General features: G+C 57.2%; 3 protein-coding genes. All 3 read right to left on the bottom strand.

Annotated features, from left to right (window positions below):
• Positions 1 to 114: 114 nt before the first annotated feature.
• From ACR0JI_RS21795 to ACR0JI_RS21785, 3 genes are read right to left on the bottom strand one after another with little or no spacing between them, the layout of a single operon-like run.
• Positions 115 to 1,032, bottom strand: coding sequence for a TniQ family protein (locus ACR0JI_RS21795; protein ID WP_480478390.1), 918 nt, complete (start codon positions 1,030 to 1,032; stop codon positions 115 to 117).
• Positions 1,029 to 1,886, bottom strand: a complete 858-nt coding sequence (locus ACR0JI_RS21790) for a TniB family NTP-binding protein (protein ID WP_480478388.1) — start codon at positions 1,884 to 1,886, stop codon at positions 1,029 to 1,031. Before ACR0JI_RS21790 ends, ACR0JI_RS21795 begins: the two co-directional genes overlap by 4 nt.
• Positions 1,864 to 3,492 (bottom strand): Mu transposase C-terminal domain-containing protein, encoded by a 1,629-nt coding sequence (locus ACR0JI_RS21785; RefSeq protein ID WP_480496647.1) that lies wholly within the window; start codon positions 3,490 to 3,492, stop codon positions 1,864 to 1,866. Before ACR0JI_RS21785 ends, ACR0JI_RS21790 begins: the two co-directional genes overlap by 23 nt.
• Positions 3,493 to 3,662: the final 170 nt, after the last annotated feature.

Below are 3,662 nucleotides of genomic sequence, written 5' to 3'. Positions count from 1 at the left end.
TTGTCACTGTACCCTAATAAATCAGAATTAGCGGATTCACGGTGTTATGGGGCGTTTTTGTACCCTTAATTGCAATATATCCACAGGTTCAGGGGCTTATGACTTGACCCCACTTTAGCGCTTCCAAAGTGCATCGGCGCGCGTCAGAAGCGCTTGACGATTTGCGTCTGCTCCGAGCTCTGAGATGGCCTGACGAGCGGCCTGCAAAGCGCTCTCCGACACTCTTGGGCGGCACAATCCATGTGTTTCATGCCCGGTTGGATGCCCTGTTTCACCCAGACCAGGAAGCGGTCGACTGAGGTCCTGCGACAATCCACGGATCCGCTCGATCATCTGACGATGTTCAGGAAAGACGCGGCTCAACTCCAGGGCCACCCGGTCGTTTCCTCGCAATATGATGGCGGCACCCAACAAGGGACGGGTCGTGCCAATACCGACCGCAGCAAGCGCCAGTAGCCTATCGCGCTTGTTCCCGGAGGTGAGCGACCAAAGACGCCCGATCTTCAGCACCGACATGACTTGCAGGGTCAGACTGATCCGGCGCAACCGCGCGAGATCGGTCGTTATAGCAGCCGTCTTCAGAACTTCCGCGCCGCGCAAAGCGCGGGCATGAAGTCTGCTTGATACATCATTGGCTGGATACTTTGCTGCCAGGACCTGGCCGCAGATTTCACAGGTCATCGACCATGCCAAGCGCCAATGGCGAAGCACCAAATCGGGTGATTTAGCAACACACCCCGGGCAATATTGGAAGTCATGCCGGGACACGTATTGCACGTCATGGTGCATTGAATCCGGAAGAGCCATGCTGACGATTTCATCCGGGGACCGCTGAACCGCCCCGCATAGCATGGCCCAGTTCGCCATCCGCAGGTCGCTTGCACATTCCGGCACCCTGCCCTGCCCCAAACCCAGATAGCCACAAAGCTCTTCAACCGAACAATGATTGGCCTTCGCCAAGCGACCCATCCAGCTCGACAGAAGCTCATCACGCATAGGTGGCGGTCGAAACGGTAGCGGTCTGACGGTCACCCGAATGCAGCGGCGGGCTGTCGAGGAATGTTCCAGGCATGCTTCGTCCAAACCGGTCGCCAGGCATGAACCGCTTCGTCCGTGATCCGCTCTTCTCCGGTCTCGATTGCATCGATAGCCAGGGATTTGATCATGATAAACACGCGCGAGGTGACGCCACCGGTCACTTTCAGGATCGTCCGAAGCGACGCCACCGTAAGGCCTGAGCGTTGCTCAAGCGCCATCGCCGCGATCAACGTCTGGATCAGTCGAGAGAACTCCACATCGTCTTCCCAGAGCGGCAGGTAGTGTTCGTCCAAACGTCGGGCCAATTGATCGTCTCCTCGAACCGCCTCCAGGGCTTCGTTCACACCGAAGACGACGAGCGAGGCGCAGAGATCGTTGGCGAGGAACCGGAGCATGTTCAGGAAACGGCGTTGCTCACGGTAGCTGCCAGCAAGCAGGTTATGCACTTCGTCGATCATAAGCATCCTAAGGTCCATGTCCCGAAGATGACTGAGCGCGCGCACCTCGAGCTCGGACACGGTATGCCGACCCCACATAGGCGCCCCGATCGTCGCCAGGATGTGTTGATAGAACCGTCGTTCGTCCGGGGCCGGCGGGGCCTGAACCAGCAGGATGGGTGTTTTCGTGATACCCAGTTCAGCGTTGTACTGCGTTGGAAATTTGCTCGCCATCCGCTTGGCGATCATCGTCTTTCCGATGCCGGAACTTCCATAAACCATCAGCCCTGGCATCCGGCTTTGCTGTGGCATTTCCATCAGGGATGTCAATCTGTTGAGAACGACGGTGGCACGGTCAAACGCGACCCAATGGTCGCCGCGGATACGGTCAATTCTTTCTTCTGAGGTCATTAATCTCATCAATCTCATAGGTAGGCAGATCAGGGTTGCCTGTATCAATCGCGAACATTTCGCGCGACGGATCACGGCTCGGTTGGTGCCGGGGTAGCCGCGCGTCTCTTTCATTCTCTAACTGGGCAATCCGAGTTTTTTGGCGCGCCGCCTCAGCCAGCTGCCGTTGCGCGTCAATCAATTGGAATAGGACCCGCTCGTTGATCCGGCCACCATGCTTTTCCTGCCAATCTTTCCGCGCCCGCCGACTTTCCCAAAGCGATACCCGCGGGTGGCTGAGATCCCGGTAGCGCGCCGGGATCACGCGGCCATCACCGGTGAAGACCCAGACCTGCGATAAGTCTCGCGGATCGTATTTCACCTGTACCTTGCCCTGCCCTCGTCCGACCAACGAGGCAAAGACATCACTCCAGTAATGGACCCCGAAGAGCGTGATCCCGGTGCGCCCGAGCTGGCGCCACTCGAAGGGCATGAAGCTTGTCCTAAAGGCATCGACATCGACAACCTGCCGTCCCGCAGTATCCCCGCCCATGTCCGCCCATGCCGCGATTGGGGTTCGTCCGAGAGCTTCGTGAACCGTATTGTGGTATCGGCAGATTTCCAGATGAAGCCAATCCTCGAACTCGGTCAGTGTCAGGGCCGCGTGCTTCTTGCTGTCATAGTCGCCCTTCTCAACGATTGAGGATTGCGTTGTCCCGGGCAGCACATGAACGGCCCTCATAGTTGTTCCGATCAGCCGTTCGACATGACCGCCGTAGTGTTTGCCGCCAAGCGGACGATACTCGATAGCAATGCCCCAATCTTCGCAGGCCATTCTGAAGGCGTCGCTGTGGAACTCCTGGGCATTGTCGACGTGGATCGCCGTCGGGATTCCGGCCGTCGGCCAAACCACCTCTTCCATTGTTCCAGGGACGTGCACCGATTTCCGGCGCACACAGTGATTGAGACACAGGGCGATCGACAAGACAGACGGCTCATCGAAAGAGACATAGACCCCGAGGACGATCCGGCTCGCGACATCGATGGCCACCGTCAGATAGGGGCGCGCAAGTGGCTGTCGATTGACGTGATCGACCAACGTGATGTCCGAAGTCGTATGATCGATCTGAACGACTTCCAGCGGGGCTGAAACTGCAAGGCGGCCCGGACGCGCAGCAAAGACCTTGTCAGCCTCCTCTGCCCCGCGCCGTTTCCGGAAGACCTCTCGCTGATCCATAGCATCTAGACGGGCTTTGACCGTTCTACGGGTCGGGGGCTGAAAACCCTTCGCCACGCATTCGGCACGAATCTCGCGCCAGATGCGAAGAAAGCTCGAACGCTCACGGATCAGATAGTATTTTCGCAAGCTCTCATAGATGATGATTTCGACGCCTTTGGCAATCCGTTTCGACCCTGGTTTCGGCCCGCGACGGTCCAACTCCAACGCCGTGGCACGCGCATCGTTCTCTCTCAGACGCCGGTAAAGCGACCATGTGTGGCTTTTCGCCAAGCCCAGTTCCCAAGCGGCATCTCCGATCGCCGTGCTGATCGGCTCACCTCTCTTCTCAAGCTCCAGGATCGGCCGAAGAACCGCTGCACGGTGTTTCGCAAGACGCTCATTTACCACGCAAATCCCCCGCCCCAATAGGCCGAAACATATCCACAATTCCGACAGTACGGCAATTAAGGGTACAGTGTGGTAATTAGCGGTACAATATGAAAATTAAGAGTACAAACTATCATTGATTTTGCAGGACAATTTCAGACAAGATTCTGATTAATTAGGGTACAGTGACA

This window comes from Ruegeria sp. N10 (assembly GCF_056531545.1).
Note: the sequence above shows the minus strand (reverse complement) of the source record. Positions and strands in the feature narration are given on the sequence as shown.